Source organism: Variovorax sp. GW821-FHT09D07, from assembly GCF_059416345.1.
The window spans coordinates 360,185-384,105 of sequence record NZ_JBWKOY010000005.1 but is presented as its reverse complement, the minus strand read 5'-3'; the positions used below and the strand labels follow the sequence as shown (position 1 = coordinate 384,105).

Sequence of the window (23,921 nt, the reverse complement as noted above, 5' to 3'; positions counted from 1 at the left end):
AATAAACAGGAGAAGACGTTGGCGAAACGAACCTTCCTCGACTTCGAGCAGCCCATTGCTGAACTCGAAACAAAGATCGAAGAACTGCGTTATGTACAGACCGAATCGGCGGTCGACATCTCGGAAGAAATCGATCAGCTCGGCAAGAAAAGCCAGCAGCTCACCAAGGACATCTACAGCGACCTGACGCCCTGGCAGATCACCAAGATCGCACGGCATCCGGAGCGCCCGTACACGCTCGACTACGTCAACGAAATCTTCACGGACTTCGTCGAGCTGCATGGCGACCGCCATTTCTCGGACGACCTGTCGATCGTCGGGGGCCTGGCGCGCTTCAACGGCGTGCCCTGCATGGTGCTCGGTCACCAGAAGGGCCGCGACACGAAGGAGCGCACCGCGCGCAACTTCGGCATGAGCAAGCCCGAGGGTTACCGCAAGGCGCTGCGTCTCATGAAGACGGCCGAGAAATTCAAGCTGCCGGTGTTCACCTTCGTCGATACGCCCGGCGCCTACCCCGGCATCGACGCCGAAGAGCGCGGCCAGTCGGAAGCCATCGGCCGGAATATTTTCGAGATGGCGCAGCTCGAGGTACCCATCATCGTCACCATCATCGGTGAAGGCGGTTCGGGCGGCGCGCTGGCCATTTCGGTCGGCGACCAGCTCGTGATGCTGCAGTACTCGATCTACTCGGTGATCAGCCCCGAAGGCTGCGCGTCCATTCTCTGGAAGACCAGCGACAAGGCGCAGGAAGCCGCAGATGCCCTGGGCATCACGGCGCACCGCCTGAAGGCGTTGGGCCTGGTCGACAAGATCGTCAACGAACCCGTCGGCGGCGCACACCGCGACCATCGCCAGATGGCCGCGTTCCTCAAGCGCGCGCTCAACGACGCCTTCCGCCAGGTCAGCGATCTGAAGACGAAGGAACTGCTGGACCGTCGCTACGAGCGCCTGCAGAGCTACGGCCGGTTCAACGACACCAAGGCCGACAACAGCCGCTGAGCGGCTTTCCCTTTTCCATCATGAGCGAAGCCTTCGAACGCGCCATGGCCGCGTTCGAACCGGCGAGCCTGCCGCTGGCCATCGGCTTCAGCGGCGGCGCGGATTCGACCGCCTTGCTCGCGGCCTGCGCGGCGCGATGGCCGGGGCAGGTGATCGCCTTCCATGTGCATCACGGCTTGCAGGCGGCGGCCGACGACTTCGAGCGGCAGTGCGCGCAGGTCTGCGAGCGCCTGCGCGTGCCGCTGGTGACGCACCGGGTCGACGCACGGCACGCGTCGGGCGACAGTCCCGAGGATGCGGCGCGCCGTGCGCGCTACCAGGCGTATGCCGCCATGGCGCAGGCCGATGGCGCGCGGCCCGCGGTGTCGTCCATCGCACTGGGGCACCATGCCGATGACCAGGTCGAGACGCTGCTGCTGGCGCTGTCCCGCGGCGCCGGCCTGCCGGGCCTGGCCGCCATGCCGGCGCATGCGGTGCGCGACGGATTGAACATTCATCGGCCGCTGCTCGCGGTGCCGGCGGCCGACATCCGCAGCTGGCTGGCGCAGCAGCAGTTGCCGTGGATCGAAGACCCGAGCAACGCCGACGCGCGCTACACCCGCAACCGCATCCGCGCCGTGCTGCTGCCTGCATTGGCAGAAGCCTTTCCGCAGTTCCGCGCCACCTTCGCCCGCAGCATCGGCCACGCGGCGCAGGCCCAGCAGCTGCTGGGCGAACTGGCCGCGCAGGACCTTGCCGCGGTGGGCGGGCCGCCGCAGATCCGGCCGCTGCAGGCGCTGTCCCGCGCGCGGCAGGCCAACGTGCTGCGCCACTGGCTGATGCAGTCGCACGGCTGCGCTCCGAGCGCGGCGCAGCTCGACCAGCTGCTGGACCAGGTCCGCGCCTGCACCACGCGCGGTCACCGCATCCACCTCAAGGTGGGCGCGGGCTTCGCCGAGCGCAGGGGAGAGCGGCTGCATTGGTACAATGCCCCGCCCTCGCTGAAGACTTCGCTCTGACGGCTTGCAGGGCGCCGCTTTCCAGGCGGCCCTTTATCTTTCTCTGATTTCATCCATGGCATTGATCGTTCACAAATACGGCGGCACGTCGATGGGCTCGACCGAGCGCATCCGCAATGTCGCCAAGCGCGTCGCCAAATGGGCGCGTGCGGGTCACCAGATGATCGTGGTGCCCAGCGCCATGAGCGGCGAAACCAACCGCCTGCTCGGTCTTGCCAAGGAGCTCTCCCCGGGCAAACCCGGCGTGGCCTATCACCGCGAACTCGACATGCTCGCCTCCACCGGCGAACAGGCATCGTCGGCACTGCTGGCCATGGCGCTGCAGGCCGAGGGCGTGGAGTCGGTGAGCTACGCGGGCTGGCAGGTGTCGGTGCGCACCGACAACTCGTACACCAAGGCCCGCATCGAGAGCATCGACGACGCCAAGGTGCGCGCCGACCTCGCGGCCGACCGTGTCGTGGTCATCACCGGCTTCCAGGGCGTGGACGACGAAGGCAACATCACCACGCTGGGCCGTGGCGGCAGCGACACCTCGGCCGTGGCCATCGCGGCGGCCATGAAGGCCAGCGAGTGCCTGATCTACACCGACGTCGACGGCGTCTACACCACCGACCCGCGTGTCGAGCCCGATGCGCGCCGCCTGACCACCGTGAGCTTCGAAGAGATGCTCGAGATGGCCAGCCTGGGCTCCAAGGTGCTGCAAATCCGCTCGGTGGAATTCGCCGGCAAGTACAAGGTGCCGCTGCGTGTGCTTTCGAGCTTCACCGCATGGGACATCGACATCAATGAAGAGGCCAAGTCCGGCACGCTGATCACTTTCGAGGAAGACGAAAACATGGAACAAGCCGTCGTATCCGGCATCGCATTCAATCGCGACGAAGCCAAGATCTCGGTGCTCGGCGTGCCCGACAAGCCGGGCATCGCGTACCACATCCTCGGTGCCGTGGCAGACGCCAACATCGAGGTCGACGTGATCATCCAGAACCTCAGCAAGGACGGCAAGACCGACTTCAGCTTCACCGTGCATCGCAACGAGTTCGCGCGCACGGTCGAACTGCTCGAGTCGAAGGTGATGCCCTCGCTGGGCGCCACCGAAATCGTGGGCGACACCAAGATCTGCAAGGTCAGCATCGTGGGCATCGGCATGCGCAGCCACGTGGGTGTGGCGAGCAAGATGTTCCGTGTGTTGAGCGAAGAGGGGATCAACATCCAGATGATCTCGACCAGCGAAATCAAGACCTCGGTCGTGATCGACGAAAAATATATGGAATTGGCAGTGCGCGCACTGCATAAAGCGTTCGATCTGGACCAACCGAGCGCTTAAGTAATGGCATAATTGCGGTTGCTTTCAGGAACTGTGACCGAGTGGCCGAAGGTGCTCCCCTGCTAAGGGAGTATGGGGTGTAGAGCCTCATCGAGGGTTCGAATCCCTCCGGTTCCGCCAAAATGAAGAAGCCCCGTTGATCGTTGGATCGGCGGGGCTTTTTTCTTGCTCCGGGAATGCTGCCAGCATGGCTCTGAAGCCATCGGCGGCTTTTTTTTCGTCCGCGTTTTCGGACTGCTCAAGGTCTTCCGCCATCGCGGCAATGAATGCCCGCGTTGGGTCTTCGCCTAGTACTGCCCGTAGCTTCCCTCGCACTCGCCAGTTACATGGGCGCTTTCCCTGTTTCATCTGTATCAGCGTGGGAGCGGTCGTTTCCAGTAGGGCGGCAAGCTTGACTTGGCTACCTGCGACAGCAGCAGCGGCTTCAATCAGCTCGGCGACAGTAAGGGGTGTTGCAAGTTGCGACATGGTGATTTATGCTTGGGGTGTTGCAGTTTGCTATAGGTTGCAGATTGCTCATTTTAGGAGCCGCGCCCGAAAGGGCTACTGCCAGAAGCAGCGGTTCCGTCCACAGGAGCCGGCATGCACCAAATCTCTTTCGCTGCGTTCGCGCAACGTCCCCTCTGTCCTCCCCCACCTGCTTCGGCTAACGGCTCGGTTCTGAGCTTGCCGGCTCCTGCTGAGCCCGGGGTGGGGGTGGACACCCCTCCGGAGTTCGATGGGGTTTTCACGCTCTTTCGCCGTGTTGCGGGTGATCACCTGCACGGTGGTTGGGAGGGCGATTGGGGTAGCGACTGGCAGGTGTACGGCTGTGCGCTCGATGCGCCAGCGTTCGTTCCGACTGGTTCGCATGTGTCGTGTGGGTACGGGACTCCCGTGCGTTGGGTCATGGCCGATGGCTATGGGAGTCGTGGGTGATGGCCACGGAGTTGCCGTTCTTCCCTCTGCCGATCCACGAGCCCATGTACTGCGCGTGTGACTACGCGGATGTTGATGAGGCTGACTTCTGTTTGAAGTGCCCGTATCGCTCTGAGCATCTCGATTCCGCGCGACGTGAGCGTGCTGAACGCCTGCGTGTGTGGCTTGAGGCCGAAGGGGGGGATCGGTGATGGCCGCCGTGAAGCCGCGTATTCGTCGTGATCGTGTCGCTCGTATCGATGGCCGTAGCTGGCTGGGCTGGCGCTGTGACGGTGGCGGTTGCACGGGGTTCGCCGCGATTCCTTCGGCTGCTTACGCCATGTGGCGATTCGAGCGGGAGCAACAGGAAAAGAGGCAGCAGGCCCGGGTACGCAAGTCCGCGACTCGCTAGCTCGTAGCCCTCTTGCCGAGGGCTTCCGGCTGGCACGTCGCCAGAGTCTTGCCGCGAAACGCGGTCATCTAGGAGCACCACATGTCCCAATTCAGTTCCATCATCGAAGTCCTCGCCGTCGAGAACGAGGAGCGTGTCTCGAAGCGCACGCAAAACAAGTACACCCATTTCGCCGCTCGCTGTGTGCTGCGCAACGACAAGAACGAGGTGGTTACGGTCGGCACGCTGCGTAGCGATCAGATCCTTCCCGAGCTGCGCGATCAGGTGAAGGTCGGGCTCTTTGCCGCAACGTTTTCCCTGCGTGTCGCCGACTGGGGTGAGTCCAAGGGCGACATCGTGTCCGTGCTCACGGGCTTCATGCCTGCTCAAGCGCGCGTGCCACAGCAATCGAAGGCAGGGGCCTGATGTTCACCCCCGAGCACGTCATGGCCGCTGCACTGCTTGGCTTGCTGCTCGGGCTGGGCTTCTGCGCCTTCGCGTGGTGGTCCAGCGAGCACGCTGAGCGCCGCATGCGCATTGAGCGCGCTCGCCGTCGCAATCACGCCCGGGTGCCCCTCATGCAGTGGGTCGAGTTGTGATCCGCTACTTCTTCCGTCGAGTCGTTGGCGCGATCGCATCGCGGCTCGTCGGTCTTCTGTTCAAGCTCTTCAAGTGATTTCAGTGGATAGCCCTCCAACGTCGTGAGACGCCGAGGGTCTTCCGGTGCAATCCCGAATTTTTCGGAACACCTCGTAGGAGGTCGCTATGCATGACGATGACCATGGTCTTGACGTCTACATGGAGTGCCCCGGTTGCGATGCGGATATCCGCTATGAGGACTGGGAAAGTATCGATGGGCTCGATGGTGCTGCGCAGTGCCCCGAGTGCGCGTATGTCGCTCGCCTGGACGAGTTGTTCGGCTAGGAGGGGTGATGCGTTACCTCGTGTGCACTGTTGATGCGACGCCATGCCCACCGGAAAGCGTGCAGGCCGTGACGTTCGCTGAGACGGTGGACCTGTCATCGATGGGGGTCACCCCTGAGATGTTCCTGAAGGTCTACGCGATGGGCTTTGGTGGGGTGATGACCGCATTCATGCTGGGCTATGTGCTTGGCGTGGTGCTTGGGTTGATACGGAAGGCGTGAGTGGTTTTAGCCGGTAGCCGGCCAGCGTTGTGAAACGTCGTCGGCCTCCGGGTGCAACCCCGAATCTCTCGGGACACCGCTTTCTAAAGGAAATGTTCTCATGAACAAGATCAAGACCGTTCTGTCCAATGGCTACGCTCGTGCTGTTGCCATCGTCGGTGGTGCACTGCTGGCCTCGCCCGCGTTCGCGCAAACCAGTCCGTGGGACGCCTTTTTCGATGCCGTGGACTTCTCGGGCGTGTCGGCAAAGGTGATCGCTGGCGGCCTGCTCATCGTGGGCATTGCCGTGGCCTACAAGGGTCCGGACCTCGCCAAGCGCCTCGTTCGCAAGGCCTAAGGGGTCGTCATGCTTAGCGGTGCTTTGGTGTTGGTGTTCTGGGCGTCAGTGCTGGCCCTTGGCACCGCTAGCGGCATTGCGTTCGTCCTGGGTGTGAGGGCGGCGCAATGAGGGCTCTATTTCCTCTTCTGTCGTTGCTGCTTGCTGTGTCTGCTGGTGCGGCACCGATCAACAGCGGCAATATCGGTCGTGCTGGCATTACCCAGACTGGTCGTACGACCACGGTCACGCCTGGAGCTCCTCCGGTGAACAGCGGTGGTAGCACCATCCCGATCTCGCCCAATTACGGTGGTTGGACAGAGGCGGGAAACTATGGTGTCCCCCCGTCGTCTACGGGTCCAACGGCGGGCATTAACTTCAATGGGAAATTTATCGTTGGCGGGTCGGACGGGAAGGTGAGCTACCCAGCGTCTGGTAGTTTTTCTATTCCTTGGGGCACTGTTGCGCCTGTTGCTGCTGGCGTCGTATGTGCATTTGCGACGGCTGGCGTTTGCGGAGTGGCTAGTGGTGTTGCCGCCGCTTCGCCGTACATCATGAATTGGCTCGAAAGAGGGGGCATGGCGCGTAATCCGGAGACGGGTAATGTCGAGCGTCCCGATGCTGACCCTTCTTGGCCGCAGTCTGACGGGTACATGGTGGGATTGAGAGCGACACCGGGGGGCGTGTACCAGACGACGCAGCAGGCCTGTCAGGCTTTCGTAGAGTCGATCCGGACGCGGTTCAACGCGCCCGATGCGCAGATCACACAGTGCACAGCGCCTACGGGTTTCAACCTTGATGGCACTGTAGTGGTTAGCTTCAACGGCGCGTCGAGCCCGATCTATCGCGACGCAGTAAGCAATTGTCCCGGAGGCTGGTACATCACGCCGAATGGCTGTGTGTCGGGCGCGAACTTGCCGAAGGTCGTGGTGGGTCGAGACGATCTGATTGAACGCCTTGGCAAGGTCAGGCCCGATCCGCGAGTATGGGGAGAGACGCTAGCGCGTGGTGGTGAGATTCCCTTTCCTAATCCGACTATTACTGGGCCGTCGTCCATTCAGGGGCGTGAGACCGTCAGGCAAAACGCTGATGGCACCCGTGATGTGTCGCGCACCACTTACAACTTCACGACCAACGGCAATCAGATTACGAATACGTCGAATGTCACGACGACGAATCACTTCAACAGCTCAAACGTCCAGACGGGGACTACTACTACGACGACAACGCCTGTCGAGGCCGAGCCGGGAGCGAATGAGGAGGAGACAGCGCCGGTGGACACGCCTCTGGGCGCACTCCCAAAGCTCTATGAACGCAAGTATCCGGATGGCTTGGTTGGTATCTGGAACGAAAAGAAGTCACAGCTAAAGCAGTCTCAGCTCTTCAGCCTGCCGAGTCAGCTACTGCCTACCGGCATTGCTGGGGGCAGTTGCCCCAGTTGGACTATCCCACTCGACATGGCGGGCTTTCACGACTGGGGCATGGCTGACCTTACGGTGCCCTGTTGGGTGTACGACGTGGTTAAGGCCATCGTCTTGATCGGCGCGGCGATCCTTGCGCGCGCACTGATTTTCGGAGGTTGAGATGGCTGCTGCGTTCACGATGCTGCTTTCGAAGCTTGCGGCCATCGTTGAGTGGTTTGGCAAGCTCGCGGTGGCAGTCTTTCAGGCGGCATGGGACTTCATTCGCGATGCGGCCTGCTGGCCGTTCGAGCAGGTCATGGAGATCGTCGTCAGCGCTGTGCAGGCTGTGGACCTGACGCCTGTCACCTCATCGCTTCAGAGCTGGGGCACGTTGCCCGGTGAGATCCTCAACATGCTCGGCTTGCTCGGGGTTGGTCAAGCGGCGGCGATCATCGTTGCGGCTATCGGCATCCGCCTCGTTCTTCAATTGATTCCGTTCACGAGGCTTGGCTCATGATTAATGGCCTGGAAGGCATCCCCGGATCGGGGAAGAGTTTTGAGGCTTCGGTTTTTCAGGTGCTGGATGCGCTCAAGCGCGGTCGCAAGGTCATCACGAATTTGCCCTTGGTGTTCCATGCCTATGCGGCCATTGATCCGGTCTATGGCGATCTGCTAGAGCTGCGCTACACGCCCGCGCCCGTTCGCGGCACATGGGATGCCGAGCGAGTTGACCCTGTGACGGGTGATGGTCAGGCGTTTCAGCTGTTTGCTGATGGGCGTGTAGAAAAGGCTCCTGAAGGCACGAGGGTCTTCGGCCACGTGTGGGACTACTGGTCCGACTGGAAGCATCCAAAGACAGGGCAAGGGCCTCTCTTCGTGATCGATGAGGCTCATGTGGCGATGCCGCGCATTGGTACGTCAAAGGAGGTGATCGAGTACTACAAGCTGCATCGGCACTTCAACCACGACATCTTGCTTTGCACGCAGCGATTCAGGGCGATGTGTCAGGACATCGCCGAGATCATGGCGATGGTCATAAAGGTCCGCAAAGCTGACATCTTGGGTCGTCCTGACAGCTACATCCGGAAGGTGTATTCGGGCTACCGGGGTGCGGTGTTGCAGACTTCGGAGCGCAAGTATCAGCCGGAGTTCTTCTGCCTCTATAAGTCGCACACTCAAGGTGGTGCTGCCCTTGAAGCTGGCGTGTCTGACGTGCAGCCGTTTCTCACGAAGTGGCGGCGCATGTCGTGGGCGCTGTACGCCGTCATTGCGGTGGTCACGGTCTGGGCGTGGTGGCCTGCGAGGGATATGGATAAGCAGGCCAAGCTTCACGACGGGAGGTCGGTCGCCGATATCGCAGTGCCAAAGGGCGCGCCGTTTAAGCCCTGTGTGGATGGTGCCGTTTGGAAAAACGATGAGTGCGTCAAGATCACTGTGGAGACAACGGGCGTTGTCCCTAGTGCGCCGAAGCCCGCCACCGAGGCCCAGTCGGACGCCGGCGCTGTCGAGCCGTTGAAAGACAAGCGGATTCACCTCACGGGCCGCATTCGTATGCATGGCAAGACCATCTATACGCTGGCGATCAGCGATGGTGGTCGCCGCTTCCTCGACACGACAAGCGAGGAGCTCGAGGAGGCTGGGTATCGATTGGAAGCGCTCGGCGCCTGCATGGGGCGGTTGAGCTATGGCTCGAAGGTGTACCCGGTTAGTTGCGATGCGCCGCAGCTCGCAGTGGGCACCGAGCGTGCACCTGTGGTGGTTGCCGTGCCCGGTGTGCAGGGGCAGCCGCAGGTGGCTTCGGCAGGGCAATCGTCGGCTTCGCATGTGGTCGCCATCGAGGGCGGTGGGTTCCGTGATCCGTTGCGTGCTGGTGCGGCCAGTGCCGTGAGCCGCTGAGACGCCTCCTGCCGTGATCTATGCGTACTACGGCCGCCCCGGCTGCGGGATGCTCCTTACGTGCCCCTGCGCCAGCGCTCGCGCTACTGCAAAGCCATCGTCGAAGCGCAGCGCAGACACCTCTATGACTGACGTTGTGTGCTCACGTGCCCCGGCCTCGATGCCCAACGTGAAGCAATACGCCCGCGGCTGCGGGCTCCTCTCTTGTGCATCGTCGCCGGCGTCCGCGCCAGTGCCGAGCGAGGAGGGGCCCCGCCTCGCGGGGACACCGAGCGACGCGCGCAGCGCGGCGCTAACTTGTTCTTAGAACACTTTGGAACACAGCACATGGCTCGCCAATATCGGGGTCCTCGTGGGGCCTATCAAAGAACCATCGGACGCATGTCCGATGTAGCTCGTATCCGCATGGCGAAGGGGTGGACGCAGAGTCGTCTTGCGGAGGCTGCTGGCTGCTCGGAACGTGCTGTGCGTGAGCATGAGCGCTATGACTGGCCCAACGGCAAAGAGGCTGGGCGCTTGCTGCATCGGCAATTGCTGGATGCGCTTCGATGAGATCTCTTCGTGCCGGTTTCAGATCCTGGCTTTGAAACCGGCAGGGACGGCCGTAGCTTCCGGTTTCAGGCCGGCGCGGTCAAAAAAAGACCCGGCGACGCGTCAACGTCCCGGGTCCGGTTGGCACAGAAACTTTAGGAGAACACCATGCCAATGGAGCGGTATGTTAATGGGATCAAGTTCGAAGGGAAAGTGGTCCCCGATAAGTGGGTGATCCGTACATGGGAGTGCAACGGCGTCATGGAGCGCAGTGCTACCCCTTATGTCGCGTGGTCTGAGGTCTACAACCACGGCTTCAAGCTGGATGGCTGGGAGCCCGGCGACGACCACGTGTTCGACGGTCTGCCCGGTTCGTTGGTCCTTGACAAGCACGAGCAGGAGCTTGCCCTCAAGAGGGCGGCCAAGGACGCCGAGGAGCAGGCTGAGCGTGATGCTGCTGTGTTGCGCAAATCGGCTGCGCGCTCGAAGACAACGGCGCGGCGCGGCATCATCACTGAGTGCTTCGATCAGATGATGACCATCACGTACAAGCGCAACCAGCCGGACCGCACGCTCTGCAAAAAGCACTTCAAGGAATGGGTGCGCCGCATGAAGCGTGCGCTCGGTGGGCAGTTCCGCTACGTCGCTGCATTCGAACCACAGGAGCGGGGCTCAATGCACGTCCATCTCGCATGCCACAAGCTGCAAACCTTCGTGACTCACAAGGGCCAAAAGATCAAGAGCTACGAGCTTGGCACGCGCATCTGGCGTGATGTTGTTGGGGACCTCGGCGGCTTGTGCTTCCTTGGTGGCAAGGACAAATTCGGTCGTCCCCGCCGGCACAGCATGAGCTTGGCCAAGATGGCGGCCTACGTGTCGAAATACATCCTCAAGGACTATGAGGACGTGCCCAAGCACGAGAACAGGTTTAGCCGGAGCATCGGTGTGGTCGACGTGCCGATTGAGTCCATGGTGGTCGATTGCGAGTTCGCCGACCTCATCGGGCTCGTCTACGAATACCGCCAGGGCGATTCGGTGCTGGCGCTGCGTCCGGGGCGGTTCAATGACCGTCTGTGGTTCTGCAAAGAGTCATCCCCGCCGCCTGTGCTGCACTAACGACGGGGCGATAATTGGCACATGGCTCGCTTCGCTCAATGGCTTCTTCGCGTGAACCCTCGCCCCGGGTTTCTGCTGAGTGGCGTCGTCTGGCTCTTGTGGCCGGAGGGGCGTCGTGCCTACGAGCTAATGATGCGCCGAGGCCGCTGAGGGCCTTGCTGCGGGCCCGGGGGGCTATTGCAGGCGGCAGTTGTTGGCGCGTAGCTGGGAGCGGATCGCAATGGTCCGCTTTTGATCTTGGTTGACTGTATCCACAGGTTGCCAGTAGCCCTTGCTGTACCTGCCTTCGATCTCGTTGAGCTCGTTGATCAGCCTTCCGCAGAGTTGTTCTGTGCCTGCTGCCTGGGCGTTCGCGCTTGCGCTGCTGCCGCTCCGGTTCGTGTTCCTTTGGGCTTGCTCCACCTGTTGGTCGAAGGGCACGTCTGCGACGTGTTCGATCCTTTCGATGAAGGCGTTTCTGCTGCTACAGGTCCCGTCCGTCCAGAACGTCGAGCCGTTGTAGGCCTTGCAGAGATAGATCGTCGCTGCATGCGAATGGCTGGCGACGATGAGGGCGATGGCAAGCAGATGCTTCTTCATGTTGCCAAATGTACTAGGCTGGCAAAACAAGCGCTTTGCGGGCTGGTGGCCGGCGCTGCTGGGCCTAGGCGCGTTGGGATTGGGCGTTTCAAACCGGAGGGAGGTCGCGCCTGTGATCCCGCCTCGCGAGGCGATTTATGACGATGTACGGGTATGCGCGTGTGTCTACGCGCGAACAAGAAACACACCTTCAGCTTGATGCGCTGAACAGGGCCGGGTGTGAGGTCATCCTTCAGGAAAAGGCCAGCGGTGCGTCGCAGAGGGGGCGGCCTGAGTTGGCCCGCTGCTTGTCGTTGCTGTCTCGGGGGGACGTGCTGGTGGTCTACAAGATCGACCGCATTGCTCGGAGTCTCTTCGACCTGTTGGACATACTGCGGCGGCTGGAGAAAGTGGGGGCCACGATCAAGAGCGTGACTGAGCCGCTGGATACGACAAACAGCATGGGGGTCTTTGTCGTGCAGATGCTGGGCGCGGTGGCGCAGCTGGAGCGGTCGATGATTAGGGAGCGATCGATTGCTGGGCAGATCGCGGCACGGGAGCGTGGCAGGGAGCCTGGGCGAGTGCGGAGCTTGGTGGCAGAGGTCGAAGCTCAGGTGGTTGCTGAATATCGGGCCGGCGGGGTGACGTACCGCGAGTTAGCCAATCGCTACGGTGTTTCTGAGTCCGTTGTGAAGCGTGCTGTGTACCGCGTCACGAAGGGCGCGGATCACCTCAAGCGTGGCAAGGTGTAGGGGCGTAAACATCCGGTTCCGCCAGGATTGGCTTCCTGATCACCTTGCAGTGATCAAACAGCCCAAAAGAGCCCCGCCAGTCGGGGCTTTTTTTGCGTCTGCTCGCAATGCGTGGCTGCCCGCCGAAAAGGCGAGGCGATGTCTTCAGGACGGCTGCGGTTCGAGCGCGGACAGCGTCGCGATTGGCGCTGCGCCCACATGCAGCTCGCAAGGATCGCAAGGCACCGCAATCTGCCGGCCGTCGAAACGCACCCGCACATGCGGATAGGTCGCCCCGGTGATGGTGCCGAGTCGGCCTTCGCAGACGACGCGATCGCCGCGACGGAACGACCGGCCGAACCGGAGCTTGATTTTTTCAAAACTCATTTCAGTGTCTCCTGGGTGTGCATCCGATGCTCAGCGCACCGGGTCGGATTCGAGCGGTGGCCGCACCAGCGTCGCGGCCGTGTCCTGCAGGATCAGCGCGTGATCCGGGTCGTGGCCGAGGTAGGGGCTGATCAGCAACTGGCCGATCAGCCGGTCGAAGTGGAACCGGACCTTGGCCGGCTCGGGGTGCGCGGCGTACAGCGCGCGCAGCATCGAGACGACGGCGCTGGTCTGCGTGGTCAGGACCTCCATGGAACCCAGGCGGCCCGCCGCTTCGAAAACTGCTTGTTGATCTGAGGGGGGCATCCGGGCCTCCTTTTTGGGGCGTTGGTATGTCCAACGCAAAAAGAGGCTGAAAGGCTTACTTCGAGGGGCTTGCTCCCCAGAATTGGTGATACTCCACCTTTGATTTGTGACTTATTTCACGAATTCGGACTCACTGGCGCTGGGCGGGCGCAGACCCCAGCACCTCGGCCAGCACCCGCAAAGCGTCGGTCGCCAGGTCCGCAAAGCGCACCGAGCAGGCCAGCATCAGGTTCAGCGGCAGCCCGAAATCCTCGATCAGCGTGCCCTCGGGGTCGCGCAAGCTGCCGTCCGGGTCGCGGCCGACGACGCCCGCCGTGGCGGCGCGCTGCGCATAGGTGCCCGGCGGAACGCCGTAGGCGGCCACCGGAAGGCCCAGGGCAATGGCCACGCCGACCTCGAACACCGTGCCCGAGTCGGGCTCCAGCCCGCGAAACGGCGCGAGGTTGGCAATGACGCCGTCCGCCGACCGCAGCAGCTTCATGTTTTCCTCGTAGATCCGGCGCGCGGGGTCGGGGCCGGCCGCCTTGCCGTCGAACGGTGGCACGGCCGTCATGCCGAGCGCGTCGCAGGCCAGGGCCAGCGCGGCAAAGTACTGCGCGGCGTCGGGCCGGAACACGTCGGGGCCGGCAAGGTAGACCCGTGGACGCGTGGAAGAGGAGGGCATCTGTCGAGTATGCGACCGCCCCCGGCCAGCGCCAACGGGAAGCGCTGCGACCAGGTCGGCTACTTCTTCATCGCCTTGACTTCGGCCATGCCCTTGCTTTCGTCGGCCTTGGCCTGCTTCACGCAGGTCGACTTGGCCTCGCCCTTCTGGTCGTCGCATTTTTCCTTGGCGACGCTGTAAGCCACTTCGACCTTGGCTTCGGCCACCTTGCGCGCGTTGCCGTCGCTGGGCTTCATCTTCTGGTCGAGTTCGGCCTTGGCGATCTTTTCCTTGCCCTTGGCTTCCTCGACGCAGACGTCCTTGGCGTTGTCCTTCATGGCATCGCACGCGGCGCGGTCGGTCTTGTAGTCGGCCGAGATCTTGTCGCGGGCTGCCTTGTATTCGGCGACCGCCGGGTCGACCGTGGCCGCGGGCGGCGGGTTCACCTGCGCTTGCGCCGACACGGCCGTGAGACAGGACACGGCAGCGGCGCACATCCACATGAGCTTTCTTTGCATGGTCATCTCCTTGAAGACGCCGGCGGTTGCTTCATTGCGACCAGCGCAAGAGAACCGGCGCCCGAAAACGATCCTAGGAACCGACGGCGCGACAGCGGTAGGACGCCTCGCGAAGCCGCCGTCAGCGCATGCTGACGCTCAGTGGCCTTCTGTTGTAGTGCCGTGCGCGCGCATCTCGCTGCGCAGGGCGCGCTGTCCCGAGGCCAGGGCGAGCTCGTAGCTCTCGACCGGGTCGAAGGCGCAGCGAAGGACGGTGGGATGCGCACCGTCGGTGTCGGTTTCGAGCAGCCGCCAGACAAAGGATCCGGGAGCCGGCTCGTCGATGATGAGTTCGATCGGATGTGTCATGGCCCCACCATGTCCGCTCGCGTGGTGCCTGTCTGTAGGCGAAGGCCGACCGATGCCGCGCCGTGCCACCAGAACCCCCAGATCTGGTGATGGCCGCAGCGCCGCCGCGAGGGGACACTGCAGCCTCGCGCGCGAAGCCTGGGTGATGATTCGGGCATGCTTCCCACCTTGTCCGAACCGTCCTGATGTCCGCTTTCTCTCCCCAGCCCGAAGGTCCGGCGATGACGCCGCCGCCCAGCCCCGACCTGCCGGCGCCCGTGCTCATCGTCGAGGACGACGCGCTGATGCAGCGGCGCATCGTCGGCATCCTGAACCAGCTGGGCTACGGCAACGACGTGCTGGTGCTCGCGGCCACGCTGGCCGATGCGCGCATCGAACTCGCGCGCCAGCCGTTCGCGCTGGCGCTGGTCGATTTGGGCCTGCCCGACGGCAACGGCGTGGAGCTGATCGCGCAGATGAGCGCGCCGACCGGTGCGGCCATGAGCGCGGACGACGGCCCTGGCATCCTCGTGATCTCCGCCTGGAGCACCGACGACCTCATCCTCAACGCGCTGCGCGCCGGCGCCACCGGCTACGTGCTCAAGGAGCGCGACGACCTGGAGCTGCTGCTCTCGATCCGCAGCGTGCTGCGCGGCGGGGCGCCGATCGATCCCTTCATTGCACGCCGCATCCTCGACCTGACGCAGGCGCCGCCCGCCACGCCGGGGCGCGTCGGCGAAGATGTGCTGACCTCGCGCGAACTCCAGATCCTCCAGCTGGTTGCCGAAGGCCTGACCAACCGCGAGATAGCCGAGCAGATCTTCCTGTCGCGGCACACCGTCGAATGCCACATCAAGAACATCTACCGCAAGCTCACCGTTTCCTCGCGCACGCGCGCCGTTTTCGCAGCGCGTTCGCGTGGCTTGCTGGCCTGAGCCTGTGGTGGTTGTTCGCGCACACGGCATGGGCGGTCGAGGCGTGCGCGCCGCACATCGACAGCGTGCGAGCCGTGCGCGCCACCGCCGGCGCGGGGCCTGAAGCACCGCCGCCCATCGACGGCTGGCAGCCGGTGGCGCTGCCCGACCACTGGGCCGAACGCTGGCCCGGCTTCGAGGGCATCGCGTGGTACCGCATCGACTGGCAACGCCCCTGCGCGGGCCGCGACGACGCGCCGCAGCTGGGCGTGGCCTTCGACTACCTGAGCATGGCCGGCGCGATCTCGCTGAACGACAACCTGCTCTGGCGCGATGCCAGCCTGGTCGAGCCGCTGAGCCGCAGCTGGAACACGCCGCGCGTCTTCTTCCTGCCGGCCGCGGCGCTGAATCCCGGCACCAACACGCTGTGGGTGCAGGTGGTGGGCGGCAGCATGTATGGCTCGGGGCTGGGTCGCGTGGTGCTCGGCCCGGCGGACGCGGCGGTGGTGTACCACGACGAACGCCGCCTGTTCGCGCGCGTGCTGCCCGCGGTCAACCTCGTCATCTCGATCACGCTGGGCTGCTTCTTCCTCGTGCTGTGGCTCATGCGGCGGCAAGAGGTCGCCTACGGCTGGTACGCGCTCAGCGCCATCGCCTGGCTGGTGTTCGCGAGCAACACCGTCGTCAGCACCTTGCCGTGGCCGTTCGCCTCCACCGACGCCTGGTCGCGCTGGATCACGGCCTGGATGGTCTTGTATGTGAGCTGCTTCTGCATGTTCATGTGGCACTTCGGCGGCCAGCGCTTTCCGCGGCTGAGCCGCGCGCTGTGGGCGGTGGCGGCGCTGGCCGTGGTGGCGATCGCGCTGCTGCCGCAGCCTGCGCTGTCGGTCGCGACGCTGGCGGTGTTCGTCGTGTATTCGCTGCTCTTCATGGCCGTGTGCGTGCAGTTCATCCTGCGCGCGCTCGACACGAAGAAGACCGAGCACCTGCTGCTGGCCCTGTGCGCCTTCGGCTTCCTGGTGGCTGCGGTGCACGACGCGCTGATGATCCTGCGCGTCATCGACGACCGCTTCGGCTACACCGTGGTCACGGCGCCGCTGATCATGATCGGCATGTCGCTGATCCTGGCGGGTGGCTTCACGCGCAGCCTGCGCCGCGTCGAGAGTTTCAACGACGAGCTGGCGCGCGAAGTGCGCGGGGCGCGCACCGAGCTGGCCGACACGCTCAGCCGCGAACATCGCCTGGAGCTCGACAACGTGCGGCTGCACGAGCGCCTGAGCGTGGCGCACGACCTGCACGACGGCCTGGGCAGTTCGCTGGTGCGCTCGATCGCGCTGGTGGAGCAGTCAGGCGAGGCGCTGCAGCGGCCGCAGTACCTGTCGATGTTCAAGTCGCTGCGCGACGACCTGCGCCAGATCATCGACACCCACAGCGGCGGCGCGGCCCCGGTGGCCGCCACGCCCACGCAATGGCTGGCGCCGATGCGCCACCGCTTCGGCCGCCTGTTCGAGGAGATGGGCGTGCGCAGCCACTGGCAGACGCCCGCGGCCTGGCCCTGCGCGCTGTCCGCGCGCCAGGTGCTGGGCCTCACGCGCCTGCTCGAGGAGGCGCTGGCCAACGTGGTGAAGCACAGCCGCGCGCGCACCCTGCGCGTGCAGCTGCTGGCCGACGGCGAGGCGGGCGTGCTGCTGAGCGTCGAGGACGATGGCGTGGGCTTCGATGCGGTGGCCATGACCTCATCGATCGGCGGACTGGGCCTGCGCAGCATGCAGGCGCGCATGACGCGCATCGGCGGCACGCTGCAGATCGATGCGGGCGATGGCGGCACGCGGTTGGCGGCGAGGGTGCAGGCACCCGTGGCAGGCGCTGGCAGCAGCTGAGGCGCGCTGCGCACGTGATCAGCGTGCCTTTCGGAACGCGCGCACCTCGGGCGCCGGGTGGTCTTCGATGTGCTGCAGCAGGAAGTCGAGAAACTCCTGCGCCGACGGCGAGAGCCCCCGGTCCTTGTTGAGCCACACCTGGAACTTGCGGCTGAGCACGGGCGTGACGAGCGGGCGGAATTCGAGTTGCTGGCGCTGCAGCAGCACGCCCGCATAGGGCAGGCAGGTGGTCACGCCCAGCCCGTGCTCGACCATGCTCAGGGCCGTCGTCAGGAAGGCGACTTCATGCGTCGGGCTGAACTCCAGCCGGCCCGGCGATGCATACAGCTCGGCGCTGAGCAGCTGCGTGTACTCGCCCTGCAGCAAGATCACGGGGTAGCGGACCAGGTCGCTCCAGGCGACCCTTTGCTTTTTGGTGAGCGGATGCCCCGGGGGCAGCACCGCCAGAAAGGGCAGGGTGAAGAGCGTGCGCGCCACCACGTTGGCCGGCGCGTCGCGCTCGGGGCCGATGGCCAGGTCCACGTCGCCGTTGATGAGCCGGCCCAGCACGCTTTCCACCATCGAGTCCTGCAGACGCACGCGGATGCCGGGGTACTTCAGGGCGAAGGCGGCCATGATTTCCGGCATGACCGTGCACGCCATCACCTGCGGCACCGCGATGCGCACGGTGCCGGTGCGCAGCTCGCGCAGGTCGGACACCGCATCGAGCGCCATGCCCAGGTCCTGGAGGATGCGCTCGGCCATCGGCAGGAAGACCTCGCCCGCGCTCGAGAGCTGCAGCCTGCGCGTCGTGCGGTGAAGCATCTGCACGCCCAGGTTCGACTCCAGGTCCTTGATGAGGCCGCTCAGCGCCGACTGCGTGATGTGCAGCCGCAGGGCCGCCTCGGTCACGCTGCCGGCGCGGGCCACCGCGATGAAGGCGCGCAATTGGCGCAGCGTGACATTCATCGGTTTGTCCGATAAGTGGGAAAGAAATATCTGATTGAACCATGAATGAAGCTCGCATCCAATCGCAGCGCCATCACAACAACCACTGCCAGGAGACATCGTTCATGCCCGTTTCTCATCGCCTTGCGCGCCGCACTTTCCTTTCGCTCGCGGCCGCCGCCCTTGCTTTCGCAGGGGCCCCCGCGCAAGCGCAGGCGCAGGCCTTTCCGTCCAAGCCGATCAAGTGGATCGTCGGCTACCCCGCCGGCGGTGGCAGCGACTTCCTGGCCCGCACCATCGGCGCGCAGATGTCGGTCCAGGCTGGCCAGCCGGTGATCGTCGACAACCGGGCAGGTGCCGGCGCCATCATCGGCGCCGAGGTCACGGCCCGGTCGCCGGGTGACGGCTACACCGTGTTCACGGCCGACAACGGCGTGCTCGTGTACAACCCCGCGCTCTACAAGAAGCTGCCCTATGCCGTCGACCGCGACTTCGCGATGCTCGGCCTGATGGCGCGCACGCCGCTCGTGCTGGTGGCGGCGCCCTCGACGAACCTCAAGACCATCGGCGCCCTGATGGAGCAGCTCAAGAGCAAGCCGGGCACGCTGTCGTACGCCTCGCCGGGCAACGGCAGCCCGCACCACCTGGCGATGGAACTGTTCCTGAGCCGCAGCGGCCTGTCGACGATGCATGTGCCGTACCGCGGCGCCGCACCTGCGCTGCAGGACGTGATGGGCGGGCAGGTGCCGTTGATGGTGGTGGACACCTCGTCGGGGCTCAGCGCCATCCAGTCGGGCAAGGTCATTCCGCTGATGGCGTTCAGCGCCAAGCGCCTGCCGATCCTGCCCGCCGTGCCCACGGTGGGCGAGCAGGGCTTCAAGGATTCGGAGGCCTACGCATGGCAGGGGCTGGTTGTGCCGGCCAGCACGCCCGCCGCCATCCAGGAGCGCCTTTCCAAGGAGATGCAGGCCGCGCTGGCCAACGAGAGCGTGCGCAAGAAGCTTCAGGAAGGCGGCTGGGAGCCGGTGCCGAGCGACAGCGTGCTGATGAAGACCTACGCCTTCGCCGAGACCAAGAAGTGGCACGCGCTGATCCGTGAGCGCGGTATCTCGCTGGACTGACGACACCGCCTCGTGAGGGGGCGGGCCGCAGCGCACCGGCGGTGTTGTAGCCTGTCGCCCCATGGATTCCCTCATCGCCGCCTCCGCGCGCGCGCTCGCTGCCGGCGACGCGCTGGGTGCCCTCAAGCGCGTGGCCCTGCGCGACGACCCGCCGGCGCTCGCGCTGCGCGGCATCGCCATGGCCCAGCTGGGCGAGCACCCGCGTGCGCGCGAGCTGCTGCGGCGGGCCGCGAGCGGCTTCGGGGCGCACGAAGAACTGGCGCGCGCACGTTGCGTCGTCGCCGAGGCCGAGGTGGCACTCGCGATGCGCGACCTGGGCGGTTCGCCGCGCGCGCTGATCGCGGCGGCGGCCACGCTCGAGGCGCGCGACGACCTGGCCAATGCGCTGCAGGCGCGGCTCATCGCGGCGCGCCGGTTGCTGCTGCTCGGCCGGCTCGACGAGGCCGCCGCCGCGCTGTCGCTGCTCGACGGGCACAGCCTGCCGCCGTTGCTGTCGGCGGTGGCCGAGTTGGCATCGGCGGAACTGGCCTTGCGTTCGCTGCGCACCGCCGCGGCACGCGCGGCGCTCGACCGCGCGCACGACGCGGCCTGGCGCGCGCGCGTGCCGGCGCTGCTGGCCGAAGTGGCGGAAGCGCGCGCCGCGCTCGAACGTCCCGCCGCACGGCGCATCGCTGCCGGCGGTGAACAGGCCCTGCGCCTCGATGAGGTCGAGGCGCTGCTCGCATCGGATTCGCTCGTCGTCGATGCCTGCCGCCGCGGTGTCGGAGGCGGCGACACCTGGCGTTCGCTCGCACGCCGGCCCGTGCTGTTCTCGCTGGCGCGTGCGCTGGCCGCGGCCTGGCCCGGCGATGTCGACCGAGACACGCTGATCGCCGACGCCTTCCGCACCCGCGACCCCGACGAAACGCACCGCACGCGGTTGCGCGTCGAGATCGGCCGGCTGCGCGCGCTCGTCAAGCCGATGGCGCGCATCGAGGCCACGCCGCAGGGCTTCATCCTCCAACCTCTGGATGCGCGTCTGGTGGTGGTGCTGGCGCCGCCCATCGACGGCGAACAGGCTTCGCTGGTGGCATTGCTGTCCGACGGCGCAGCCTGGTCGACCTCGGCGCTCGCACTGGCCCTGGGTGCGAGCCAGCGCACGGTGCAGCGGGCGCTGGCCGAGCTCGAGGCCGAACGGCGCGTGCGCGCCATCGGGCAGGCCAGGGCGCGCCGCTGGCTGGCCCCGCCGCTGGCGGGATTCACGACGATCTTGTTACTCCCCGCTGCGCTGCCGATTGAATAGAGTCGGGCTCATGCGCTACCCCGTGGCGCACCTACAGGAGCCCACCATGAGCAGCAGCAACAGCAGTCAGAGCAAGAAGGCCGGCAAGGACCGGTTCGAAGGCGCGGTGCAGGCCGCGCAGATCGTGCGCGAGTACGGCCCGTTCGAAGGCGTGGAGCGCATCCACGGCGTGACGCACGACGGCCACCAGGTGTGGGCCGCCACCGGCGGGCAACTGGTCGCCTTCGACCCCGCGAGCGGCAAAGCGACACGTCGCATCGACGTGGCGTGCGACGCCGGCACCGCCTTCGATGGCTCCTGCTTCTATCAGATCGTCGAGGCGCGCATCGACAAGATCGATGCCGCCACCGGCAAGGTGCTGGCCTCGATTCCCGCGCCTGGCAACGGCTCCGACTCGGGCCTCACCTGGGCCGAAGGCAGCCTCTGGGTGGGCGAGTACCGCGACCGCAAGATCCACCAGATCGACCCGACGACGGGCGCGATCCGCCGCACCATCGAATCGAACCGCTTCGTCACCGGCGTGACCTGGGTCGACGGCGAACTCTGGCACGGCACCTGGGAAGGCGACCAGAGCGACATCCGCCGCATCGACCCCGCCAGCGGCGACGTGATCGCGCGGCTGGAAATGCCCAGCGGCGTCGGCGTGAGCGGCCTGGAGTCCGACGGCGCGGGGCTCTTCTACGCCGGCGACGGCCGGGCCAGCAAGGTCCGCGCGGTGCGGCGCCCGAAGACGGCCACGGCCTGAACGAAACGCAAGCCAAGGAGCACACCATGAACACCCCAGTGAATCACCCCGTCGTGACCCCCGAGCGCTGGATCGATGCGCGCAAGTCGTTGCTGGCGCGCGAGAAGGAACTGACCCAGCTGCGCGACCGGATCGCCGAGGAGCGCCGCGCGCTGCCTTGGACCCGCGTCGAGAAGGCCTACGTCTTCGACACCCCTCAGGGCCGTCGCCCGCTGGCCGACCTGTTCGAAGGCCGTCGCCAGCTGCTGGTGCAGCACTTCATGTTCGGCCCCGACTGGGAGCAGGGCTGCCAGAGCTGCTCGTTCATGGCCGACCATTCCGACGGCATGCGCGTGCACCTCGCGCACCGCGACGTCACGCTGGTGGCTGTCTCGCGCGCGCCGCTGGCCCGCATCGAGGCTTTCCGCCGTCGCATGGGCTGGCAGTTCGCCTGGGTCTCGTCGCACGACAACGACTTCGACCACGACTTCGGCGTGAGCTTCACGCCCGACGAAATGGCCAGCGGCGCCGTTGCCTACAACTACGTGAAGCAGCCGTTCCCGAGCGAGGAGGCGCCCGGCGTCAGCGTGTTCTTCAAGGACGACGCCGGCGACGTGTTCCACACCTACTCGACCTACGGTCGCGGCGTGGAAGTCATGATGGGCACCTACAACATGCTCGACCTCGTGCCCAAGGGCCGCGACGAGCACAACCCGTCCTACGCGATGGACTGGATCCGTCACCACGACCGCTACGAGCCCGCGCCCGTTGCGGCGGCCGGTGGTTGCTGCCACGCGCAGTCCTAAGAAGAACGCGCGACCCGGCGTGTCGATCGGTCCGCACCATGGCAAGCCTCTGGCCCTGGCTGGCGGTGGCGGGAATGGGCGTCCTGCACGGCCTGAACCCCACCACCGGCTGGATGTTCGCCGCCGCGTGGGGCCTGCGTTCGCAAGACCGGGCGCAGGCGCTGCGGGCGCTGTGGCCGATCGGTGTCGGGCACGTCGCCTCAGTGGCGCTCGTGGTCGTTGCGGTGGCCTTCGGCCTGTCGATGGACCGGGGCCTGCTGCAGTGGCTGGCCGGCGGGCTGATCGCGGTGGTCGCGCTCGTTCACCTGTCGGGGCACCTGCCCGCCATGGCGCGTGCGCCGGCGGGGCACGCGGGGCTGGCGCTGTGGTCCTTCATGATGTCCACTGCGCACGGTGCCGGCCTGATGCTGGTGCCGGCGCTGATCCCGCTGTGCATGGGCGATGCGTCGAAGGGCGCGATGAGTGGTTCGCTCGTGCTGGCGCTCGTCGCCGTCGCGCTCCACACGGCGGCGATGCTGGCCACCACCGGGCTGATGGCCGTCGGCGTCGGGGCGGGCGTGGGCTGGCTGCGGCGCCTGGTGCGCCGGCCTGCCGCCCTGCGCTGAAACTCCGATGCGCGCAAAGCGCATAAGCAAACGCGAAAACCGGCGTTCCATTCGAGCGGCCTGCGGCGCAACACTCGAAGGCTCTCGACCCCACAGGCCTTCGGATGCCCGGTACCTTCACTCCCCCGCGCAAGCGGCTCGGCTTCTTCAGCCGGCTGCTCGACGATGCCCCCGCCGCCGAGCGCTACCGCCTCGTCACTGCGCAGATCGCCCACGCCGAGGCCTTCGGCTTCGATTCCGCCTGGGTGGCGCAACACCATTTCCATGAACACGAGGGCGGCCTGCCGTCGCCCTTCGTCTTCCTTGCCCACGTGGCCTCGCGCACGCGGCGCATCCGCCTGGGCACGGGCATCGTCACGCTGCCGCTGGAGAACGCGGTGCGAACGGCCGAAGACGCGATCGTGCTGGACCTGCTTTCGGGCGGCCGGCTCGAAGTGGGCGTCGGCACGGGCGGCACGCCGGCGTCCTTCGCGGCCTTCGGGCTGGACAGCGACGACCGCGCAGCGCTGTTCGAGCGGCAGCTCGCCACGGTGCGCGAGGCCTGGGCCGGCCGGCCGCTGCCCGGCGGCGACACGCTGTACCCGGCGGGTGCGCAACTGCTCGGCCGGCTCTGGCAGGCCACGTTTTCGGTGAGCGGCGGCACGCGCGCGGGCACGGCCGGCGACGGGCTGATGCTCTCGCGCACGCAGCCACGCACTGCGCAGGCGCCCGATGCATCGCTGGCCGACCTGCAGGACCCGATCATCGACGCCTACCTGGCCGCGCTGCCGCCGGGGCGCACGCCGCGCATCGTGGGCTCGCGCAGCGTGTTCGTGGCGGACACCCGCAAGGAGGCGCTGCGCCTGGCCGAGACAGGGCTGCGCCGTGCGGTGGTGCAAGCCGCCGCCACGGGGCAGATCGGCCTGGCCGACCGCGTCCGCGCCGATGCGCCGCTCGAGCAGCTGATCGCCGCGTACGACGTGCATGTCGGCTCGCCCGGCGACGTGATCGCCTCGCTGCGCGCCGACCGCACGCTCGCGCGCGTGACCGACCTCGTGTGCCAGGTGCATTCGGTCGATCCGCCGCACGCAGCCATCCTGCGTTCCATCGAACTGACCGCCACGGTCGTCGCACCCGCCCTGGGCTGGGCGCGCGACACGGGCGCGCCGGACCTTCAATCGCTTGCGCTTCTCTAGG

General features: G+C 65.7%; 28 protein-coding genes and 1 tRNA gene. 21 read left to right on the top strand and 8 right to left on the bottom strand.

Features of this window, described 5'->3' with window-relative positions; translation table 11 throughout:
- Positions 1-18: 18 nt before the first annotated feature.
- The 4 genes from AC07OX_RS20570 to AC07OX_RS20555 all read left to right on the top strand — a co-directional run bounded on the left by AC07OX_RS20570 (position 19) and on the right by AC07OX_RS20555 (position 3,441).
- On the top strand, positions 19-999 hold the full coding sequence (locus AC07OX_RS20570) for an acetyl-CoA carboxylase carboxyltransferase subunit alpha (protein WP_056582036.1): 981 nt from the start codon (positions 19-21) through the stop codon (positions 997-999).
- 20 nt (positions 1,000-1,019) lie between these two features.
- Complete coding sequence (gene tilS, locus AC07OX_RS20565; protein WP_495261709.1) at positions 1,020-1,997, top strand: tRNA lysidine(34) synthetase TilS; 978 nt, start codon at positions 1,020-1,022, stop codon at positions 1,995-1,997.
- Between the two features lie 55 nt (positions 1,998-2,052).
- Positions 2,053-3,321, top strand: a complete 1,269-nt coding sequence (locus tag AC07OX_RS20560; protein WP_495261708.1) for an aspartate kinase — start codon at positions 2,053-2,055, stop codon at positions 3,319-3,321.
- 27 nt (positions 3,322-3,348) lie between these two features.
- A tRNA-Ser gene (locus tag AC07OX_RS20555) sits at positions 3,349-3,441 on the top strand.
- Here AC07OX_RS20555 and AC07OX_RS20550 read toward each other — a convergent pair.
- Complete coding sequence (locus AC07OX_RS20550; protein WP_495261707.1) at positions 3,409-3,789, bottom strand: hypothetical protein; 381 nt, start codon at positions 3,787-3,789, stop codon at positions 3,409-3,411. The genes AC07OX_RS20555 and AC07OX_RS20550 overlap by 33 nt on opposite strands.
- A 922-nt stretch (positions 3,790-4,711) precedes the next feature.
- Between AC07OX_RS20550 and AC07OX_RS20545 the strand changes: the two genes are divergently transcribed.
- The 8 genes from AC07OX_RS20545 (at position 4,712) to AC07OX_RS20510 (ending at position 11,016) form a co-directional block, all read left to right on the top strand.
- Positions 4,712-5,035 (top strand): hypothetical protein, encoded by a 324-nt coding sequence (locus AC07OX_RS20545; protein WP_495261706.1) that lies wholly within the window; start codon positions 4,712-4,714, stop codon positions 5,033-5,035.
- The gene (locus AC07OX_RS20540; RefSeq protein WP_495261705.1) at positions 5,035-5,208 is read left to right on the top strand and encodes a hypothetical protein; all 174 of its coding nucleotides are present in this window, start codon (positions 5,035-5,037) and stop codon (positions 5,206-5,208) included. The genes AC07OX_RS20545 and AC07OX_RS20540 overlap by 1 nt, the downstream gene beginning before the upstream one ends.
- Before the next feature lie 333 nt (positions 5,209-5,541).
- Positions 5,542-5,754 carry a hypothetical protein gene (locus AC07OX_RS20535; RefSeq protein WP_495261703.1) on the top strand — a complete coding sequence of 71 codons (213 nt, stop codon included), beginning with the start codon at positions 5,542-5,544 and terminating at the stop codon, positions 5,752-5,754.
- A 100-nt stretch (positions 5,755-5,854) separates the two neighbouring features.
- Positions 5,855-6,091: a hypothetical protein gene (locus AC07OX_RS20530; protein WP_495261702.1), complete on the top strand. Its 237-nt coding sequence runs from the start codon at positions 5,855-5,857 to the stop codon at positions 6,089-6,091.
- Positions 6,092-6,624: 533 nt separating this feature from the next.
- Entirely contained in the window at positions 6,625-7,653 is a 1,029-nt protein-coding gene (locus AC07OX_RS20525; RefSeq protein ID WP_495261701.1) for a hypothetical protein, read from the top strand.
- Position 7,654: 1 nt separating this feature from the next.
- Complete coding sequence (locus AC07OX_RS20520; protein WP_495261700.1) at positions 7,655-7,990, top strand: DUF2523 family protein; 336 nt, start codon at positions 7,655-7,657, stop codon at positions 7,988-7,990.
- Positions 7,987-9,369, top strand: a complete 1,383-nt coding sequence (locus AC07OX_RS20515) for a zonular occludens toxin domain-containing protein (protein WP_495261699.1) — start codon at positions 7,987-7,989, stop codon at positions 9,367-9,369. Before AC07OX_RS20520 ends, AC07OX_RS20515 begins: the two co-directional genes overlap by 4 nt.
- A 699-nt stretch (positions 9,370-10,068) precedes the next feature.
- Positions 10,069-11,016: a rolling circle replication-associated protein gene (locus AC07OX_RS20510; RefSeq protein ID WP_495261698.1), complete on the top strand. Its 948-nt coding sequence runs from the start codon at positions 10,069-10,071 to the stop codon at positions 11,014-11,016.
- Between the two features lie 174 nt (positions 11,017-11,190).
- Here AC07OX_RS20510 and AC07OX_RS20505 read toward each other — a convergent pair whose 3' ends face one another.
- The gene (locus AC07OX_RS20505; RefSeq protein WP_495261697.1) at positions 11,191-11,595 is read right to left on the bottom strand and encodes a hypothetical protein; all 405 of its coding nucleotides are present in this window, start codon (positions 11,593-11,595) and stop codon (positions 11,191-11,193) included.
- Positions 11,596-11,732: 137 nt separating this feature from the next.
- On the opposite strand from AC07OX_RS20505, the gene AC07OX_RS20500 reads away from it, so the two are divergent.
- Positions 11,733-12,326, top strand: coding sequence for a recombinase family protein (locus tag AC07OX_RS20500; RefSeq protein ID WP_495261696.1), 594 nt, complete (start codon positions 11,733-11,735; stop codon positions 12,324-12,326).
- Between the two features lie 144 nt (positions 12,327-12,470).
- Here the strand turns inward: AC07OX_RS20500 and AC07OX_RS20495 are convergent, their stop codons facing one another.
- The 5 genes from AC07OX_RS20495 to AC07OX_RS20475 form a co-directional block, all read right to left on the bottom strand.
- Positions 12,471-12,692: a hypothetical protein gene (locus AC07OX_RS20495; RefSeq protein ID WP_095745044.1), complete on the bottom strand. Its 222-nt coding sequence runs from the start codon at positions 12,690-12,692 to the stop codon at positions 12,471-12,473.
- 30 nt (positions 12,693-12,722) lie between these two features.
- Positions 12,723-12,998, bottom strand: coding sequence for a hypothetical protein (locus tag AC07OX_RS20490; protein ID WP_495261695.1), 276 nt, complete (start codon positions 12,996-12,998; stop codon positions 12,723-12,725).
- 130 nt (positions 12,999-13,128) lie between these two features.
- Complete coding sequence (locus tag AC07OX_RS20485; protein ID WP_095745045.1) at positions 13,129-13,662, bottom strand: nucleoside 2-deoxyribosyltransferase; 534 nt, start codon at positions 13,660-13,662, stop codon at positions 13,129-13,131.
- Between the two features lie 59 nt (positions 13,663-13,721).
- Positions 13,722-14,159, bottom strand: a complete 438-nt coding sequence (locus AC07OX_RS20480) for a hypothetical protein (protein ID WP_495261694.1) — start codon at positions 14,157-14,159, stop codon at positions 13,722-13,724.
- A gap of 138 nt (positions 14,160-14,297) precedes the next feature.
- A complete protein-coding gene (locus tag AC07OX_RS20475; RefSeq protein WP_139705507.1) occupies positions 14,298-14,507 on the bottom strand; it encodes a hypothetical protein in 210 nt (69 codons plus the stop codon).
- Between the two features lie 185 nt (positions 14,508-14,692).
- Between AC07OX_RS20475 and AC07OX_RS20470 the strand changes: the two genes are divergently transcribed.
- A complete protein-coding gene (locus tag AC07OX_RS20470) occupies positions 14,693-15,421 on the top strand; it encodes a LuxR C-terminal-related transcriptional regulator (protein WP_495261693.1) in 729 nt (242 codons plus the stop codon).
- Between the two features lie 65 nt (positions 15,422-15,486).
- On the top strand, positions 15,487-17,280 hold the full coding sequence (locus AC07OX_RS20465) for a sensor histidine kinase (RefSeq protein WP_495261692.1): 1,794 nt from the start codon (positions 15,487-15,489) through the stop codon (positions 17,278-17,280).
- Positions 17,281-17,298: 18 nt separating this feature from the next.
- On the opposite strand, the gene AC07OX_RS20460 is transcribed toward AC07OX_RS20465, so the two are convergent.
- Complete coding sequence (locus tag AC07OX_RS20460) at positions 17,299-18,228, bottom strand: LysR family transcriptional regulator (protein WP_495261691.1); 930 nt, start codon at positions 18,226-18,228, stop codon at positions 17,299-17,301.
- Positions 18,229-18,332: 104 nt separating this feature from the next.
- Here AC07OX_RS20460 and AC07OX_RS20455 point away from each other — a divergent pair, with 104 nt between their 5' ends.
- The 6 genes from AC07OX_RS20455 to AC07OX_RS20430 all read left to right on the top strand — a co-directional run bounded on the left by AC07OX_RS20455 (position 18,333) and on the right by AC07OX_RS20430 (position 23,920).
- Positions 18,333-19,328: a Bug family tripartite tricarboxylate transporter substrate binding protein gene (locus tag AC07OX_RS20455; RefSeq protein ID WP_495261690.1), complete on the top strand. Its 996-nt coding sequence runs from the start codon at positions 18,333-18,335 to the stop codon at positions 19,326-19,328.
- Positions 19,329-19,389: 61 nt separating this feature from the next.
- Complete coding sequence (locus tag AC07OX_RS20450; RefSeq protein ID WP_495261689.1) at positions 19,390-20,610, top strand: helix-turn-helix domain-containing protein; 1,221 nt, start codon at positions 19,390-19,392, stop codon at positions 20,608-20,610.
- Positions 20,611-20,656: 46 nt separating this feature from the next.
- Positions 20,657-21,355, top strand: a complete 699-nt coding sequence (locus tag AC07OX_RS20445; RefSeq protein WP_495261688.1) for a Vgb family protein — start codon at positions 20,657-20,659, stop codon at positions 21,353-21,355.
- Between the two features lie 26 nt (positions 21,356-21,381).
- Positions 21,382-22,140, top strand: a complete 759-nt coding sequence (locus AC07OX_RS20440; RefSeq protein WP_495261687.1) for a DUF899 domain-containing protein — start codon at positions 21,382-21,384, stop codon at positions 22,138-22,140.
- Between the two features lie 38 nt (positions 22,141-22,178).
- Positions 22,179-22,745 carry a hypothetical protein gene (locus AC07OX_RS20435; protein ID WP_495261686.1) on the top strand — a complete coding sequence of 189 codons (567 nt, stop codon included), beginning with the start codon at positions 22,179-22,181 and terminating at the stop codon, positions 22,743-22,745.
- Between the two features lie 104 nt (positions 22,746-22,849).
- A complete protein-coding gene (locus tag AC07OX_RS20430) occupies positions 22,850-23,920 on the top strand; it encodes a putative FMN-dependent luciferase-like monooxygenase (RefSeq protein ID WP_495261685.1) in 1,071 nt (356 codons plus the stop codon).
- Position 23,921 lies beyond the last annotated feature (1 nt).

What these genes read in the sequence shown, in the direction of transcription:
- AC07OX_RS20520 (WP_495261700.1), top strand. Translation starts at nt 7,655, where the DNA reads ATGGCTGCTGCGTTCACGATGCTGCTTTCGAAGCTTGCGGCCATCGTT.
- AC07OX_RS20535 (WP_495261703.1), top strand. Translation starts at nt 5,542, where the DNA reads ATGCGTTACCTCGTGTGCACTGTTGATGCGACGCCATGCCCACCGGAA.
- AC07OX_RS20510 (WP_495261698.1), top strand. Translation starts at nt 10,069, where the DNA reads ATGCCAATGGAGCGGTATGTTAATGGGATCAAGTTCGAAGGGAAAGTG.
- AC07OX_RS20545 (WP_495261706.1), top strand. Translation starts at nt 4,712, where the DNA reads ATGTCCCAATTCAGTTCCATCATCGAAGTCCTCGCCGTCGAGAACGAG.
- AC07OX_RS20435 (WP_495261686.1), top strand. Translation starts at nt 22,179, where the DNA reads ATGGCAAGCCTCTGGCCCTGGCTGGCGGTGGCGGGAATGGGCGTCCTG.
- AC07OX_RS20495 (WP_095745044.1), bottom strand. Translation starts at nt 12,692, where the DNA reads ATGAGTTTTGAAAAAATCAAGCTCCGGTTCGGCCGGTCGTTCCGTCGC.
- AC07OX_RS20450 (WP_495261689.1), top strand. Translation starts at nt 19,390, where the DNA reads ATGGATTCCCTCATCGCCGCCTCCGCGCGCGCGCTCGCTGCCGGCGAC.
- AC07OX_RS20455 (WP_495261690.1), top strand. Translation starts at nt 18,333, where the DNA reads ATGCCCGTTTCTCATCGCCTTGCGCGCCGCACTTTCCTTTCGCTCGCG.
- AC07OX_RS20550 (WP_495261707.1), bottom strand. Translation starts at nt 3,789, where the DNA reads ATGTCGCAACTTGCAACACCCCTTACTGTCGCCGAGCTGATTGAAGCC.
- AC07OX_RS20560 (WP_495261708.1), top strand. Translation starts at nt 2,053, where the DNA reads ATGGCATTGATCGTTCACAAATACGGCGGCACGTCGATGGGCTCGACC.
- AC07OX_RS20500 (WP_495261696.1), top strand. Translation starts at nt 11,733, where the DNA reads ATGACGATGTACGGGTATGCGCGTGTGTCTACGCGCGAACAAGAAACA.
- AC07OX_RS20530 (WP_495261702.1), top strand. Translation starts at nt 5,855, where the DNA reads ATGAACAAGATCAAGACCGTTCTGTCCAATGGCTACGCTCGTGCTGTT.
- AC07OX_RS20460 (WP_495261691.1), bottom strand. Translation starts at nt 18,228, where the DNA reads ATGAATGTCACGCTGCGCCAATTGCGCGCCTTCATCGCGGTGGCCCGC.
- AC07OX_RS20440 (WP_495261687.1), top strand. Translation starts at nt 21,382, where the DNA reads ATGAACACCCCAGTGAATCACCCCGTCGTGACCCCCGAGCGCTGGATC.
- AC07OX_RS20515 (WP_495261699.1), top strand. Translation starts at nt 7,987, where the DNA reads ATGATTAATGGCCTGGAAGGCATCCCCGGATCGGGGAAGAGTTTTGAG.
- AC07OX_RS20490 (WP_495261695.1), bottom strand. Translation starts at nt 12,998, where the DNA reads ATGCCCCCCTCAGATCAACAAGCAGTTTTCGAAGCGGCGGGCCGCCTG.
- AC07OX_RS20525 (WP_495261701.1), top strand. Translation starts at nt 6,625, where the DNA reads ATGAATTGGCTCGAAAGAGGGGGCATGGCGCGTAATCCGGAGACGGGT.
- tilS (WP_495261709.1), top strand. Translation starts at nt 1,020, where the DNA reads ATGAGCGAAGCCTTCGAACGCGCCATGGCCGCGTTCGAACCGGCGAGC.
- AC07OX_RS20445 (WP_495261688.1), top strand. Translation starts at nt 20,657, where the DNA reads ATGAGCAGCAGCAACAGCAGTCAGAGCAAGAAGGCCGGCAAGGACCGG.
- AC07OX_RS20485 (WP_095745045.1), bottom strand. Translation starts at nt 13,662, where the DNA reads ATGCCCTCCTCTTCCACGCGTCCACGGGTCTACCTTGCCGGCCCCGAC.
- AC07OX_RS20475 (WP_139705507.1), bottom strand. Translation starts at nt 14,507, where the DNA reads ATGACACATCCGATCGAACTCATCATCGACGAGCCGGCTCCCGGATCC.
- AC07OX_RS20540 (WP_495261705.1), top strand. Translation starts at nt 5,035, where the DNA reads ATGTTCACCCCCGAGCACGTCATGGCCGCTGCACTGCTTGGCTTGCTG.
- AC07OX_RS20480 (WP_495261694.1), bottom strand. Translation starts at nt 14,159, where the DNA reads ATGCAAAGAAAGCTCATGTGGATGTGCGCCGCTGCCGTGTCCTGTCTC.
- AC07OX_RS20470 (WP_495261693.1), top strand. Translation starts at nt 14,693, where the DNA reads ATGTCCGCTTTCTCTCCCCAGCCCGAAGGTCCGGCGATGACGCCGCCG.
- AC07OX_RS20430 (WP_495261685.1), top strand. Translation starts at nt 22,850, where the DNA reads ATGCCCGGTACCTTCACTCCCCCGCGCAAGCGGCTCGGCTTCTTCAGC.
- AC07OX_RS20505 (WP_495261697.1), bottom strand. Translation starts at nt 11,595, where the DNA reads ATGAAGAAGCATCTGCTTGCCATCGCCCTCATCGTCGCCAGCCATTCG.